This is a genomic window from uncultured Treponema sp., from assembly GCF_946187725.1.
Lineage (GTDB): Bacteria > Spirochaetota > Spirochaetia > Treponematales > Treponemataceae > Treponema_D.
In genome coordinates this window covers 1-12,506 of record NZ_CAMHSK010000018.1, presented here as the reverse complement: position 1 = coordinate 12,506, position 12,506 = coordinate 1, and the positions used below count along the sequence as shown (strand labels likewise).

Sequence of the window (12,506 nt, the reverse complement as noted above, 5' to 3'; positions counted from 1 at the left end):
AAATGCTAATGTTCTTTTTTTTCGAGTTTACATGGCAAGATTTTATAGACGAGCTGCCGTTTTATGCTGAGCCAAAAAATGACAGTGAAATCTTAATAAACCTGCAATATGCGTATCTTGCGAGGAAAGACAGGAAGGCGCAGGCCGCCTTGTGGCAGAAGTCGATTGTAATTGCGAAGAAGTTCATCCAGAAAGAACGGAAAGAAAAGGGCTTCTTCCTTGACGACTCTGACCTTGAGGACAAGGCGATAGAGGCTGTCGAATACATAATGAGGCGCTATGCCAGGCGAGAAGACAATTTCTGCTGGAGCGTTAGAAAGAATTATGTTTCGGCCATCTACAACGGGGTAAGACATGCATTGTATTACCAAAGCAAATCGGAACAGCTTTACACAAGGCTGAAAAAACTTGGAGGCAGAAAGAATGACGGTCTACATATCTGGGAAAATTACGGATGACAAGAACTACAAGGACAAGTTTGCGAAGGCAAAGGCAAGGCTCCTGGCACAGAATTACAATGTGATAAGCCCGGTTGATGTCGGAGAATATACATTTCTGACTTATGAGCAGTTTCTTCACATTGATTTTGCGCTTATTGATTGCGTTGATGCAATCTTCATGCTTAAGGACTGGCAGCAGTCCAAAGGCGCAAGAATGGAATTGCAATATGCGGCAGACTTCCAGAAAGAAATCATTTACGAGGATGAGGCCACAAGAGAACCGAATTTCCCCGTTATGTACGGGCACCCGCTCAGGAGTTGACCATTGACAACAGATGTATCGAGGGCTGAAAGATGATAATGAAACTGTGCACATATCCGGGATGTAACTGTCTTGTGAGCAACGGAACCAGGTGCCCGAAGCATACGACAGCAAAGAAAGGCGGGTTTTCAGGAAAAAGAACTAAAAGCAGTGAATGGCACGCGCTGTATTATTCAGCACGCTGGAGACAGTTGAGGAAAGACTTTCTGAAGAAGTTTCCTTTCTGTTTTGTGTGCGGTGAAAAGGCAACGATAGCGGATCACATCACGCCACACAGGGGAAACCCGGACCTGTTCTACAACGAGGATAACTTGCAGCCGATGTGTCAGTCCTGCCACTCACAAAAGACTTTGCGAGAGAACGGATTTTTCCGGGAGCGCAAGCAGGGGGAGGGGGGATAAAAAAACATCGGGGGCACAAGCCTTTCACCATCACCGGCAATTCACGCGCGAGAATTACATAATTATTTTTGAAAATTAAGGAGTTTTATATAAAAGAAATGGGGAGACCGAGACTGCCGACAGAGCTGAAAGCATTAAAAGGCACTCTGAACACGACACGGGAAAAAAATAAACCGAGTGCAGATACAGCCCTTGTAAAAAAGTCTACTGCAATCTTTCCGGAAGAGACAAAAATTGCTTGCCCGAAGACAATCAAGAGCAAGTATGTGAAAGCCTACTGGAAGAAACTCACGGCAATGCTTGTTTCAATCCGTGTCCTTTCTCCGGCCGACATTCCCCAGCTTGAACAGCTCTGCCTTATCCTGGAAAAACTTCGTGAAATTCAGAAGTTCTACAGCGATTTAGATCCGCTGGCAGACTTTGAGACTTTTACGAATGCACAAAAGGTTTACATCGCGCTGTCAAATAAGTTTGATCAGCTCGGGAGTAAATATTACATCAGCCCTGCCGCCCGAACAAAACTCACGCTCGATGAACTGAATGTGATCAAGACGGGCCAAGAAATACAGAAAAACGAAAGCGCAATCGGCGCACTACTTGGAGGTAGAAAATGAAAACAAATGATGATGGAATCTTGGAGACCCGCACCCTCTGGACCTTGGACGGCTTTAATAAAAATAAAGCTCGTGTGCAGATTGGAGACAGAATAAAGCTGCCGGATTTCACTGTCCCAGAGACAGAAATAAAGGGTCAAACAGAAATGAGCTTCGACACATTAAAGGTTTCGGATAAGGCTGTCATTGTTGGAAAAGAAACAAATGGTGATTTTATTCTTGTTTTTGAGCATTGTCTTTTTGCGAGTGCTGTAGATCTCAATGACACAAAAGATTTTGAGAAAACTCAGCTTAATCAGTATTTGTCAGGCGAGTTTTTAAAGGCGATGCAGAAAGTTGGAATTGCTGGAATAAATTGCGGCTTACTTTCTTATGATGAAGTATTTGGCGAAAAACGCCTGGCACATTTCAAGAAAGACCGGAATCGAATTGCATTTGATTTTGAAGAAGATTTTTCTAAATGGTATTGGCTATGCACATCGTATAAAGCGTCTGCTGCTGATTTCTGCAGTGTCGGCGACAATGGCTATGCCCTCTACTACGGCGCTGGGTTTACGGGCAATTTTGTCCGTGCCCGCTTCGTCCTCGCAGCGTAACGGAGTGGAGCGCATCGGATAATCTGCGGGGCGTTTAGCCCCGCATCAGACAGGAGATAAAAGAAAATGACTAAAGACGAGATGAAAGACAGAATCAGCATGGCACTCAAAGACCCGATACTGCAACAGGGGTTTGAGTGTATCTGCAAGGAAAACGCTGAACTGAAAGAAGAAGTCAAGAATAACGAAGACCTTGCGACTGTTGCTTATATGCAGGGAGCTGAAAGTCAGAAAAAGAAATCTGAGAAGAAACTTACCAAAGCAAAAGAAATCATTAAAAAGTTTTCGGAGTTTGTAAATAATGAGGTTGAGTATGACCCAGAACATCCACAAGAACATACAGACTTGTGGAACGAACTTTGCGGACAAGCAGAGCAATTCTTGAAGGAGATAGAGAAATGAAAAAATTATTATTGGTATTTTTAACCTTGGTTTGTGTCAGTTGTGAAAAAGAAGGAACTTATGTTCCATCAGAAAATGCAAAAGCTGATTTTAACATTGAGTTTCTTTTCGAGTGTGACGGTGTGAAGATTTATCGTTTTCATGATAAAGGCAGAACTAGATACTTTGCTACAGGAAACGGAAGAATGACAGATTCCGCACATAGTCATAGTAGTGGTAAATCAAAAGTAATCGTCGACGATACATTGATTCAGTTTGATTAAGTGAGGGCGAAAGATGAAGAAATTAAATATAATTGACATGTTTTGTGGTGGAGGCGGAGAAAGTACAGGACTTATAGAAGCGGCTCACGATTACAACTTTGATGTAAACATTAGTGCAATAAATCACTGGGAAAGAGCGATTGAAACTCATGCCGCAAACTATCCATTTGCAGAACATCGTATTGAAGATGTTCAGACAATCGCCCCGGAGACATTAAAAGCGGCTGAAGATACAGATCTGCTTTGGGCTTCTCCTGGTTGTCAGCATTTTTCCGTAGCAAGAGGGGGAAAGCCCCGTAACGAACAATTACGCGCACCAGCATGGGAAGTATTGCGTTTTGTTGAGACAATCCACCCTAAGCGCGTAATTATTGAAAATGTTCCTGAGTTCCAGTCTTGGGGAGCTCTTTCTCCAGATGGCAAAATTATACAGTCGGAAAAAGGAAAGACTTTTAAGGTATTTATTCGAGCCTTGCAGTCTCTTAATTATACAGTGTCATATCGTGTACTCTGTGCAGCAGATTATGGGGCACCTACATCAAGAAGAAGGTTGTTTATTCAGGCGGTAAGAAAGGATTGTGGCAAGCGCATTTTATGGCCAAATATGACTAATACTAAAGATGGTGATATGTTCCTTCCAAAATGGAGAGCGGCAAGCGAGATAATTGACTGGTCTATCCCGTGCCAGCTTATCAGTGAAAGAAAGAAACCGCTTGCTGATGCAACTTTGAGGCGCATTGAATACGGAATCCGTGAGTATTGGGGTAATTATGCAGAGCCGTTTATTGCAAAACTCTACGGAAACTCAACTGCAGAAAGTCTTGAAAAACCGCTCTCAACTATTTCATGTAGTGGAGCTCACCACATGCTGATAAGACCTTTTCTTGCAAGATATAATGGTGGTGATAACCGTGTACATAAAATCGATGAGCCTGTTCCAACACTTGATACAAGCAACAGATACGGAATTGTAGAACCTTTTATTTCTGCAATCGGGCAGACTTCTGCAAAACAGAGAAACAGAACGATTGATAAACCGTTATCGACAATCTGTACAAAGCAGGAACATTGTTTAGTACAGCCGTTTATTACTGAATACTACGGGAATGGTGTGGCACATCAGATAGGACTTCCTTTGCCAACAATTACCACAAAAGATCGTTTTGCAGTATGTGGCGTAACTGACGGAATCGAACTCGGATTCAGAATGTTACAGCCAACAGAACTTGCCGCAGCAACAGGATTTCCAGCTGACTATAAATTTACTGGGACGAAAGTCGAGGTCGTTAAACAGATTGGTAATGCCGTTCCACCAAACTTTGCAAAAGCTATGTTCAGTCAGATTCTAAAAGAGTTAGTAAGGAAGAGTGAGTCATTACAGGTTTGATGAATTGATTAAACATCTGGAATTGTTGCGTTTTTCATACTTGCAGACAGAAGATGAAGGCTATTTTAATGATTTAGTTACTATGCTTCCAAACAGTTACAAGGTGGTGAAACTATGAACAGTTTTAAAATTGTAGGACAAGGCAAAACAAGAAGCGATGAAACATCAGAGTACATTATTGAGGTTTCTCCAAAAGCAACAGTAAATGAAGTTCTTGTTGATATTGTAAATCAGAAATCAGAATGGGGCCGTATCGGAATCAAAAGTGAAAAAGAGCCATTTTTTGGTGAACATCATTTTGAATATAGATTTGGGCGAAGTGAAATTCCTTCTAAAGAAGATCAGGCTTTTTGGAACAGTATAATGCAGAAAAAAGTTGTTGCTATAAAAGGTCGCGGAGGTTGGTCTAATAGTGATTATCAACTTGTATTAGAAGATTAGGTTTTTTTGAGGATGAAATAAAACAATGAGCAAGAGATTTTGCGTGCAATATGCAGACGGAATTATGGGAAGCAAATATCACTATTCACCTGATTTTGAGACATTTACAGAATCCTATAATTTCATGCAGAGCCTAGATCCAAAATGGCGCTACAAAAATGTTCAGGACTATTCAGAAGACGGAAAAGCCCGCTTTTACATCAACCCTGATTACTATCAAGAATACTTAGGAATGGAGAAAGAACAATGAAAAAGATTTATATAGGTTATTCAGATTTCACAAACACACTTTATGCTTACAGTAAGAAAGATTATAGCGATAAGCAAGATTTATCAGAACTGTTTGCATACATTGTCAGAAAAGTCTGCAAGTTAAATAACACCAAAGAAATTAAAATTGGAGATTTAGTTTTGGAGATAAAAGAAAATGAAAACAATGGTAATAGCAATTTAGTTTTTTTGTAAAAAGTATTGACAAGAAACAAAATCAGCATTATATTATAACTATCAGCGGACGCGCTGATAAGGAGACCAAAGTGAAGGAAGTACTACTTTACTTGGCCGATAAGCTGGTTGATTTCCTGCTAACCCTGGTTGTTGCAGTAGTCACGTACTACATAACCAAATGGCTAGACAAGAAATCTAAGTAAGTCGGTGGGGAGTTCGCAGAAATGCGAGCTTCCCTTTCCTTTTAATATTAAATCATCGAGGTGCTTATGTCAATTTTTTTCCCAATAATGGCAGGCGTCGTAATCGGTATTGTAATTTATTACACAAGAAAATCTAGGAAAAACAATCATGGAACAAACAGAAAAGCCTAAATATTCTGGCTACGGCTACCACGGTGGCGGGCGAAAAGCCACCGGCTTGAAACGTGTTTCCTTTTCTGTAAGCTGTCAGCCAGAAGAATTGGAACGGCTCAAAGAACTTGTCGCAAAAAGCGGAAAGACAACAAGCCGATACCTTCTGGACCTTGCGTTTTCATCAGACAATTTAACGAAATAATTCCCTTTGAGTTGTCAAATATTTCTTGACAACTCATTTTTTTGTCAAAATGACTGTATTTCTATGAAAAACTACATGGAAATACTTGAGAAATACTGCTCAGACATCGCCAGCGGCAAGATTATTGCCGGAATCTGGACAAAAAAAGCCGTTAAACGCTTCATTTCCGACCGAAAACGCGAGAAAAGGGATGATTTTCCCTTCTATTTTGACGAAAATGCCGCCGAAATGGTGCTTTCTTTCGCAGAATCCCTCAAGCCCGGAGACCTCAACGGAAAGACAATTTCCCTTCTTCCCTGGCAGATTTTCTGCTTTGCGAACTTGGAGGGCTGGAGATACAAGGGCGATTCCGACCGGAAACGCTTCCGAATGGCATATATCGAAGTGAACCGAAAGAATGGAAAGACAACAGGCCTTCTTCTTCCCCTCGTGACATTCAATTTCTTAAAATACAAGGCATCTGAAGCCTATCTTGTTTCCAGCTCCGACACGCTGGCAGAAAAAACATTCAAGGAAGTGCGCGACATCATCAAGGCAGAACCCGCACTTGACGACATTCTGGACTGCCGCTCCCTTGCAATCACCTTCAAGGACATAAATGAAAAATCACGGCTGGGCTTTTACTGTGACGGCGGAAAATCCGTTGACGGCCTGCGCCCTCGCTTTGCCGTGCTGGACGAATACCACGACTTTCAGAGCGACAAAATGTTCATGTCAATGCAGTACGGCATGAGGAGCAAAAAGGATGCCCAGCTTGTAGTCGTCACTACCGCCGATGTGGAAGTCGCAAACCCATGTTTTGAGCAGAACTTGAAGGCAAAGAGAATCCTGAGCGGCACTCAGACCCAGGAAGACTTCTTTTCCGTGATTTATGCCCTTGATGAAGGCGATGATTACCATGATCCGGCCGTATGGCAGAAGGCAAATCCAAGCCTTTACGACATCATTGATCCTTCTGTAATTCAGTCGGATATTGACGACGCGGAGCTTACGCCGCACAAAATCCCGGAGCTGAAAGCAAAGACTTTCGGAATCTGGGGCGGCGGCGGTGAAAAATCATGGCTTGCAATCGAAACATGGCAGAAGAATAAATCTTTAACGGCAAATATCGACGACTTTGAGGGCTTGGAATGTTTTGGCGGTTTGGACCTTGCACAAGTTGACGACCTCTGCGCATTCACAAAACTTTTCAAAAAAGACGGAAAGGACTTCTATTTTCACCGCTTCTACATTCCAGAGGGCACGGCGCATGAACGCTACAGAAAGGAAAACATCAATTTTTTCCAGTGGATTGAAAAAGGAATAATCACCGCGATTCCGGGGCAGACAATCGATTACTCTTTCATCATCCGTGACATTCTTGATGACGCCCTGCGTTTCAAAATCCGTGGAATCGGCTACGACAAATGGCAGGCAAAGGATGTCATACAGGGAATCGAAAATGAACGGCCGGACATCGCCCTTATAGAAATTGAGCAGAGTTTAAGAAAGCTCTCTCCGCTTACTCAGTCTTATGAAAAGAGCGTGAAGGACGGGCATCTTGTTGACAATTCGCCCGTCATGCTCTGGATGATTAATAATGTTGAAATAAAGCCCGATGTAAACGGAAACTACAAGCCGATGAAAAAGAGCAAGGCAAGCACCCAGCGCATAGACGGTGTTATCAGCTCGATCATGGCCCACGGTGTGGCACAGAATGAAGCGTTTCTGGCTCAGGAATTTTCCGTAGCAGACATGATTTTCTAAAAATGACTGTAAGTGTAGGAGAAAAGAAATGGGCATAAGATTTATTGATAAGGGACTCAAAACACCATTAGAGACATCTTTCCTTATGGGTACAGACGCTGACGGGAATGACGGAAGATTTTCACTGGCCGAATTAAAAAATTTTTTTGCTTTCTCGCATAAAATACCCCGCTATGCGCTTGAGAACGGCTCGCTAATATTGGGTAAGGACATCTCAGCTTATATCACGGACGGCTCATTATGGAAGCGTCTCACCGGCACTGACGGATACTCACTTTTTGAGGATATTTATTGTGGTGACAGAATCCATATGAGCAGGGCGATAACCTGCCCTGATTCTTATCAAGGAGCTGTAGGCTCTGACTGGGTGACGATTGCGGGAATAGACACGCTCATGGGCAACGGAGATTCAAACATCGTGAACTATCATCACCTTGTAATGGTTCCGGGCAATGGCGAGGAAGGCTTACAACATTTTGGAAGGCACGCAATGAACGGCACGAACACAACGGAGGGCGGGTATGTCGGTTCCAAAATGCACACTGATGTTTTGGGTGCGGTGGTAAGTGAAGGCTCAACGGCAAGCGGAGCGACAATCAATCAGCAGTTGTATGCGGAGTTCGGAAGCCACTTAAAAACCACAAGGGAACTGTTGTCAAACAGCATAAACACAAGCGGATATAACCGTTTCGGCAATGCGGGTGGATGTTCGTCTAACTGGGCATGGGTTAGCTGTCAGGCCGTTCTTATGAGCGAGGTTGAGGCTTACGGCTCTATAGTGTGGAGTTCATCGGGCTATGACACGGGAAGTGCAAAAACAAGGCTCCCGTTGTTCGCGGCAAGCACGAAGGCATTGAATAACCGCAGTGCATGGTGGTGGCTGAAAGATGTTGCGTCTGCTGCTTATTTCTGCAATGTCAGCAACAGTGGCAATGCCAGCTACTACGGCGCTGGGAATACGTACGGTTTTGTCCGTCCCCGCTTCGTCCTCGCAGCGTAGGCGGAGCCGGAGCGTATCTTTAATCTGAGGTGGCGGTGAGCCACCTCAGCACATACTAAAATTCTTGAGACAGGAGAAAAATATGCAAACAGGAAAAGTATTAAGCACAACAGACATAAAGAAAATACTCGCAGAGTATTTCAAAGTCAGCGAGGATAAAATCATCGTAAGCAAGTACAGCTATATCGTACTTGATGGAGAATAAGGATGAGTGAGCCGAGCGGGCTTCGTGACCTGAGCAAAATGGAATTCTACAAGAATGCCAAACGCATACGGAAGAACATTGACTTGTGGTTAATCCGTGAGTTTGGAATCAAGAAGAATCCACGCAGCATAAAGCAGGTTGCAAAAGACATCAGTGAAGAAGACTTGAAGGTTATCAATGAGATTTACGCGAAGTACGGAGTCAACCCCAACAGGGCGTATAATGCAGAATATCCTGACTGGTATCTGGACGATGAGAAAAAACTGATTAAGAAATACTGCAACATGCTTACTTTCTACATCGTACAGGCGAACAAGCTTCACCCCAACTATGATTTTGAATGGGAGCAAAGAAGACAGGCACAGAACGATGCTATAGGGATAGTCCAGAATCTTTATGTGGAAATCGACCACATAAAGGAGATGTTTGATGTGAGCTTGAAGTTCACGACCGACCTCATGGACGCTTTAGACCGTGAGGAAGATTTGATAAAGGGCTGGCGACAGTCTGACAATAAAAGGAGAAAAGAAAAGGGGTCTGCTTGAAAGCGTCTGCTGCTAATTTCTGCAATGTCAACAACAATGGCAATGCCAACTACAACAACGCTGGGAATACGAACAATTTTGTCCGTCCCCGATTTGAAATCGTGTGTAAAGGAAAATATTTCCGCACACAATGGCGAAGGAAGCAGAGTCCTTGCCGTAAAAGGTGAATATGAAAGGCGACGCAGTCTGTTACGACAGGAATTGCTTTAAGCGCCTTTCCGATTTTTTTATGACAGATTTTGAGAAACTTTGTGATTTGGATAATCTATATGACTCTTTTCAGAAATGCAAAAAAGGCACTGACTGGAAAGCAAGCGTGCAGTATTACGAAGCTGACATAATACGCAACATCACGAAGGCACGGAACGAGCTTTTGAACGGAACATACAGGCAGAAGCCGTTCAGTGAGTTTGAGCTGAGCGAGCGGGGAAAACGAAGACATATTAAGGCACTGCATATATCTGACAGGGTGATTCAAAGGAATCTTTGTGACAATATTTTGAATCCGCATTTATTCAGGTATCTTATTTATGATAACGGTGCCAGCCAGAAGGGAAAGGGGATAGAGTTCACAAGGAAACGGCTTCAGGCACATTTGGAAAAATATTACAGGAAGCACGGCAATAAAGGCTATGTCCTTCTGATAGATTTCTCAAAGTATTTTGACAATATTTGTCACGACGAGCTTTGTCGGAAAATCGCAGAAAAAATAGACGATGAAAGAATCGTGAACTTTACACGCTATCTTGTCACAGCTTTCGGAAATGAAAAAGGCGTTGGAATCGGAAGCCAGCTTTCACAGACGGCGGGAATTTTCTACCCGACAGAACTTGATAATTTCTGCAAGATTGTCAAAGGCTGCAAATATTATGGTCGGTACATGGACGATACTTACATTATTAACGAAAGCAAGGACTTTTTGAAAGAATTACTGAAAGAATATCGAGTAATTACAGAAAAGCTCGGAATTATAATCAATACAAAGAAAACGCAGATTGTGAAACTTGAGAAAGGTTTTTCTTTTTTGCAGATTCGCTACAATCTCACGGAATCCGGAAAGATTATAAAAAGACCGGTCCGAAAAGGATTTGTGCGGGAGCGGCGAAAGCTGAAAAAGCTCTCCAGGCTTGTAAATCAAAATAAAATGACAATTTCACAGATAAAAGACCAGTATAAAAGCTGGCGTGGGAACATCATCAGATATAACTGCTATAACAGTGTCAAAAATCTTGACGCTTTATATAAATCAATTATAGGAGACCTACATGGACGAAAACAAAATGGAAAAACAGATGGAGCGTGAAAGAATCGAGAGTGAGATTCGTTGTCTTGTTTCACGGCTTGACGCTCCGACAAGTGACATCGGAGACTGGAAGGTCGTTAAATGCTATGAGGCAAAACTGCAAGGGCACGAGCTCCCCTATGATCTGGACGAGCTTATGGAAGAGAGACAGAAAGTGCGTGACAGAATCAATGAGCTGCAAGGGGAACTTGAGTCCGTATAAAAAATAAACCGCTCCTGTCAGAAATACACTGAAAGAGCGGTTCCTCTTATCTAAATTGCCGTGAATGTTCATACAAATCTGATTTATCCATGAAATCAGTCTTTACATTCTGGTAGAGCAGTTTTGGAGAGAATTCTATTTTGCTGTTTTCAATAATTTCGCCGAAGACTTCTCTTTGTGCCATTTGGATTTTTTCATCATCTCCAGAAATTTTATGATCTGAATAGTGTTCCAGCATTGCAAGTGTTTTATGCCCAGTTTGGCTTTGCAAGAGCTTTTCACTGACTTTTTCACGCATGTATGAAGCATAAAAATGACGCCATGCGTGAAAACAATATTTTTGGGCTTCTGTTTTGCTCATCCCTACTTTTTCGAGAGCCGAATGTAATGCACATAAAAAGCATCTTGATTCAATCGGCTTGCCGGGAATCGAAGCAAAAAAAACAAAAGCTTCCATGCTTTTATCAAAAGGATTAGCTTCTGCGAGTTCGAGAAGTTTTTCAGCCAGCCACGTAAATGGCAGCAAAACCGTTCTGTTTTCGCCGTTTTTCGTGCATTTTAGCCCTTCGATGTCGCTCCATGAGTGCCGGATATAAAGGCACGATTCGCCGAGGTCACATTTTCTCAACGCTCTTATTTCGCCGATGCGTAAGCCGGTGCACATTGCAAGCAGGTTTGCGAGCTTAAAGCGTCTGTCATTCCAGTCAACGGCAAAAACAGCTTTTGCAAGTTCTGGCGTAAGTATTTGCCGTTGTGGTTTTTTTCCGGAAAAGCCAGTTAATCCAGCAGTTATGTCACGGTCAATCATCTCGTTATTGTAAGCCCAGCGCAAGGCCTGAGCACCTGCAAGCCATATTTGATTTTTTGCCGATATGCTTTTCCCCATTTTTTGGATGAATGATAAAAAATCTTTCAAATCTTGCCTTGTAATTTCGCCTAAGAGTTTGCCATTAAAAAAGGGAATCCAAAAATCTTGAACATAGTGCAGGCATGTTTTGCAATGAGCCTTTCCGATGCTTTTTTCAGTTCTCAATTTTTCCTGAATATACTCTGACTTGTCCCAGCTCCAATAAGTTTTTAAAAACTCTGCAAAATCTACATCATTTTTTGAGCCTGATTGTACATAACTTTTTAAAATACCTCGTTGTTTCAACAGCTCCAAGATTTTCGGGGCTTCGCTATCGCTGATGTCAGCGTGCCTTAAATTTTGCAGAAACGACTTTTCTTTAATTTCCTGCGTTTTTTGTTTTCCGTTAATTTGCCCCGAGGCATACCATTTAAGGGCAACAGAAACGGCTTTGTCGTAGTCTGATTCTTGAGTGGAGACAGCGGAGAGATATTTCCCTTCGCTATTTTTAAAACGAACGTAATAAAAACGGCTGTTTTTCCGTTTTGACAAAGAGAACGGGAGTTTATGGCTAACCATATTAAGAGAATCCTTACAGTGACAAAGGAAAGTGTATTGAAAATTAAACTATGTCACACTTTTATGTCACACTTTGAAAAAATGGCAAGCGACCCGCTTGAAGAGGAACAATCGCCTTGATGCAAAACATTGCAGGGCAAGGACTTAAAGGATTGGAGACGACCGGACTCGAACCGGCCACCCTTTGATTGCGAACCAAATGCTCTAC

Annotated in this window: 19 protein-coding genes; 18 read left to right on the top strand and 1 reads right to left on the bottom strand. The window is 42.5% G+C overall.

Annotation, left to right across the window (positions count from 1 at the left end):
- Nucleotides 1-2: 2 nt before the first annotated feature.
- From Q0Q74_RS08205 to Q0Q74_RS08125, 18 genes are all read left to right on the top strand, one after another.
- Nucleotides 3-458, top strand: coding sequence for a hypothetical protein (locus Q0Q74_RS08205; RefSeq protein WP_294429888.1), 456 nt, complete (start codon nucleotides 3-5; stop codon nucleotides 456-458).
- The gene (locus Q0Q74_RS08200) at nucleotides 424-762 is read left to right on the top strand and encodes a DUF4406 domain-containing protein (RefSeq protein ID WP_294429887.1); all 339 of its coding nucleotides are present in this window, start codon (nucleotides 424-426) and stop codon (nucleotides 760-762) included. The genes Q0Q74_RS08205 and Q0Q74_RS08200 overlap by 35 nt, the downstream gene beginning before the upstream one ends.
- A gap of 32 nt (nucleotides 763-794) precedes the next feature.
- Nucleotides 795-1,163, top strand: coding sequence for an HNH endonuclease signature motif containing protein (locus tag Q0Q74_RS14210; protein WP_367268337.1), 369 nt, complete (start codon nucleotides 795-797; stop codon nucleotides 1,161-1,163).
- A 98-nt stretch (nucleotides 1,164-1,261) separates the two neighbouring features.
- Complete coding sequence (locus tag Q0Q74_RS08195) at nucleotides 1,262-1,777, top strand: P27 family phage terminase small subunit (RefSeq protein WP_294429886.1); 516 nt, start codon at nucleotides 1,262-1,264, stop codon at nucleotides 1,775-1,777.
- Complete coding sequence (locus tag Q0Q74_RS08190; RefSeq protein ID WP_294429885.1) at nucleotides 1,774-2,373, top strand: DUF6273 domain-containing protein; 600 nt, start codon at nucleotides 1,774-1,776, stop codon at nucleotides 2,371-2,373. The genes Q0Q74_RS08195 and Q0Q74_RS08190 overlap by 4 nt, the downstream gene beginning before the upstream one ends.
- A 66-nt stretch (nucleotides 2,374-2,439) precedes the next feature.
- Complete coding sequence (locus tag Q0Q74_RS08185; protein ID WP_294429884.1) at nucleotides 2,440-2,775, top strand: hypothetical protein; 336 nt, start codon at nucleotides 2,440-2,442, stop codon at nucleotides 2,773-2,775.
- Nucleotides 2,772-3,038, top strand: coding sequence for a hypothetical protein (locus Q0Q74_RS08180; RefSeq protein ID WP_294429883.1), 267 nt, complete (start codon nucleotides 2,772-2,774; stop codon nucleotides 3,036-3,038). The genes Q0Q74_RS08185 and Q0Q74_RS08180 overlap by 4 nt, the downstream gene beginning before the upstream one ends.
- 13 nt (nucleotides 3,039-3,051) lie before the next feature.
- The gene (locus Q0Q74_RS08175; protein WP_294429882.1) at nucleotides 3,052-4,425 is read left to right on the top strand and encodes a DNA cytosine methyltransferase; all 1,374 of its coding nucleotides are present in this window, start codon (nucleotides 3,052-3,054) and stop codon (nucleotides 4,423-4,425) included.
- Between the two features lie 114 nt (nucleotides 4,426-4,539).
- Nucleotides 4,540-4,866 (top strand): hypothetical protein, encoded by a 327-nt coding sequence (locus tag Q0Q74_RS08170; protein ID WP_294429881.1) that lies wholly within the window; start codon nucleotides 4,540-4,542, stop codon nucleotides 4,864-4,866.
- A 25-nt stretch (nucleotides 4,867-4,891) separates the two neighbouring features.
- A complete protein-coding gene (locus Q0Q74_RS08165; protein ID WP_294429880.1) occupies nucleotides 4,892-5,116 on the top strand; it encodes a hypothetical protein in 225 nt (74 codons plus the stop codon).
- Nucleotides 5,113-5,331, top strand: coding sequence for a hypothetical protein (locus Q0Q74_RS08160; protein ID WP_294429879.1), 219 nt, complete (start codon nucleotides 5,113-5,115; stop codon nucleotides 5,329-5,331). Before Q0Q74_RS08165 ends, Q0Q74_RS08160 begins: the two co-directional genes overlap by 4 nt.
- Nucleotides 5,332-5,664: 333 nt before the next feature.
- On the top strand, nucleotides 5,665-5,871 hold the full coding sequence (locus Q0Q74_RS08155) for a ribbon-helix-helix protein, CopG family (protein ID WP_184661596.1): 207 nt from the start codon (nucleotides 5,665-5,667) through the stop codon (nucleotides 5,869-5,871).
- Nucleotides 5,872-5,934: 63 nt separating this feature from the next.
- Nucleotides 5,935-7,617, top strand: coding sequence for a terminase TerL endonuclease subunit (locus tag Q0Q74_RS08150; protein ID WP_294429878.1), 1,683 nt, complete (start codon nucleotides 5,935-5,937; stop codon nucleotides 7,615-7,617).
- Nucleotides 7,618-7,645: 28 nt separating this feature from the next.
- Nucleotides 7,646-8,617: a hypothetical protein gene (locus Q0Q74_RS08145; RefSeq protein WP_294429877.1), complete on the top strand. Its 972-nt coding sequence runs from the start codon at nucleotides 7,646-7,648 to the stop codon at nucleotides 8,615-8,617.
- 82 nt (nucleotides 8,618-8,699) lie between these two features.
- A complete protein-coding gene (locus Q0Q74_RS08140; protein ID WP_294429876.1) occupies nucleotides 8,700-8,822 on the top strand; it encodes a hypothetical protein in 123 nt (40 codons plus the stop codon).
- A gap of 2 nt (nucleotides 8,823-8,824) precedes the next feature.
- Nucleotides 8,825-9,367: a hypothetical protein gene (locus Q0Q74_RS08135; RefSeq protein WP_294429874.1), complete on the top strand. Its 543-nt coding sequence runs from the start codon at nucleotides 8,825-8,827 to the stop codon at nucleotides 9,365-9,367.
- Nucleotides 9,368-9,596: 229 nt separating this feature from the next.
- Entirely contained in the window at nucleotides 9,597-10,670 is a 1,074-nt protein-coding gene (locus Q0Q74_RS08130) for a reverse transcriptase domain-containing protein (protein ID WP_294429871.1), read from the top strand.
- The gene (locus tag Q0Q74_RS08125) at nucleotides 10,633-10,872 is read left to right on the top strand and encodes a hypothetical protein (protein WP_294429869.1); all 240 of its coding nucleotides are present in this window, start codon (nucleotides 10,633-10,635) and stop codon (nucleotides 10,870-10,872) included. Before Q0Q74_RS08130 ends, Q0Q74_RS08125 begins: the two co-directional genes overlap by 38 nt.
- A 46-nt stretch (nucleotides 10,873-10,918) precedes the next feature.
- Here the strand turns inward: Q0Q74_RS08125 and Q0Q74_RS08120 are convergent, their stop codons facing one another.
- The gene (locus Q0Q74_RS08120) at nucleotides 10,919-11,758 is read right to left on the bottom strand and encodes a tyrosine-type recombinase/integrase (protein ID WP_294429867.1); all 840 of its coding nucleotides are present in this window, start codon (nucleotides 11,756-11,758) and stop codon (nucleotides 10,919-10,921) included.
- Nucleotides 11,759-12,506 lie beyond the last annotated feature (748 nt).